2 protein-coding genes are annotated in these 2,005 nt (G+C 33.6%); both read right to left on the reverse strand.

Annotated elements, in window-relative coordinates; translation table 11 throughout:
* Window positions 1-1,113 (reverse strand): hypothetical protein (locus GSY74_RS04485; RefSeq protein WP_164663910.1); only part of this gene is annotated, 1,113 nt, incomplete at its 3' end.
* A 164-nt stretch (window positions 1,114-1,277) separates the two neighbouring features.
* Window positions 1,278-1,958, reverse strand: a complete 681-nt coding sequence (locus GSY74_RS04490; protein ID WP_164663911.1) for a response regulator transcription factor — start codon at window positions 1,956-1,958, stop codon at window positions 1,278-1,280.
* Window positions 1,959-2,005: the final 47 nt, after the last annotated feature.

Genomic DNA, 2,005 nt, shown 5'->3' on the forward strand with positions numbered 1-2,005 from the left:
AACTGGGTCATTTTCATCATAGTAGTTACGCCATACGATACTGTTAAGTGAAGGGGTTAACATGTTTTTCAGATTAATTGGATAATCATCTTCACTCTCTTTCTCCTTAAACGCGTAAAAATTTTTACGAATCTGCATTTTGATATAGGCTTTATTATCAATCTGTTCAGAGAAGAAAAAGGCGGCTTTGTCAAGATGGGAACCAAAAGTTACAAACCCTGATAGAACATCAGGTATAGCATCTCTTTTTATATTTTTGAGTGCTATACCGTGGTCTATCTCATTGAGTGCATCAAATGCTATCTGCGTACCTATAGAGTGTGCCGCTACAATAATATTATCATACTTATATGTAGAGTCATTAGATTTTGTCTCAATCAGATATTTTATTGAGTTGTATGCTTTCCTTTTAATGGTTTGTCTTACCTGAAAAAGTCTACTTTTGGGGTCAGGAGAGTTATATGCTACAATATCACCAAACAGATTTGTCAACTTATCTGATCTGCTTTTACTATTTGATTTAATAATATTTAAGATTAAGTCTCCCATAAAAGGTATATATCTGAAAAGAGTTCCAAGTTGCCTAATGGTAGCTCCTATTACAGGAATAAAGCCTGTTGCAAACTTCATAACAAACTTATATCTTTTTTCATGAAAAACACCATCTGTAAAGAAAAAACTATTATCTCTATTTAGCTCTCCAAGATTTTTCCGATAGAAACTATTTGCTCCATCTATAAGTGTTTTAATCCAACTCTGAGTATCCATCCAAGAGACTTGATCCTCTGTCTCATCTGCCCAATAGAACTCATGACAGTCAAGATAGTAGTTAAAGTTATCATACTCTATCCGTATAGAGTTACGATATAGATAACCTCCACTGCTATCATCTATCTTCTCAACCATATGAGTTAACTTAAATAACTCCTCTTTGAAATTAGCTTTGATATAAGTATCTAAAATCCCTCGAACAAATGTATCTAGTGTATCCAAAGGTTTTTGATAGCCAATACCATGAAAAACCAAAATGGCACTATTTTTAGAAATCCATTGGTCTCTTTTTAGCATCTCCCGTAGCAAAATATCATCTAAAAAATCATCTTTTCCGCTCATAATAGTCCTTTTCTTTAATAGACTTCTTGCAAAACTAGGAACCGATGGCTTCAGCCTCGTCATATTCGGGACTGAAGTCTCCGATTCCAAATAAGTTTTGCAAGATGTCTAATTATAATGTATAATAGTTTCATAACTGTTTTGTTTTCAAATAAAGAGAACCGTTATGAAACAATCTTGTATCCCAACCCATTGACATTCTCTATCATATTACAACCTACCATATGTCGAATCCGATAAATCAGCGAACGCAAGGTGCGGTCATTTTTAGGTTCACCCCAAACATAGGTGCATATCTGTTCATTTGAGACAGAGATATTTATATTTTTTACTAAAATCTCTACAAGTTTCAAAGTCTTTTTACCCAAGTGTATCTCTTGGTTCTCTTTGAGTAGACGATGCCTTTTTATATTAAAGATATATCCATTACCTAGCTCTATGCTCTCCTCTCCTATAGTCAAAGTAGGGTCATTATGTGCAAAAAGCAGTTTGATAGTGGCTAAAATCTCCTCTTTTATATATGGTTTCATCAGATAAGCTGTAGCCTCTGATTCTATTGCATAATCAATCATCTCTTCATCTGCATAAGCTGTTAAAAATATAATTTTTATATCTCTATCTTGCTGATGAATCTGCACGGCCGCTTCGCATCCACTCATCCTACCTATTAGCATAATATCCATCAGAATTAAATCTGGTTTAAGTAGCATAGCTTCAATGATAGCATCTTTCCCATTATCAACTACTCCCACAACAGTGTACTCTTTTGCCAAAATAGTTTGGAGGTACTCTGCACAGATAGACTCATCTTCTACTACTAAAATTTTTTTCTTATAATTTTGCATAATCTCCCCCTTTCTGTTTTAATTAAAAAAAATCTATTTAAATATAA

The organism is Sulfurovum sp. bin170 (assembly GCF_010892395.1).
Classification (GTDB): domain Bacteria; phylum Campylobacterota; class Campylobacteria; order Campylobacterales; family Sulfurovaceae; genus UBA1140.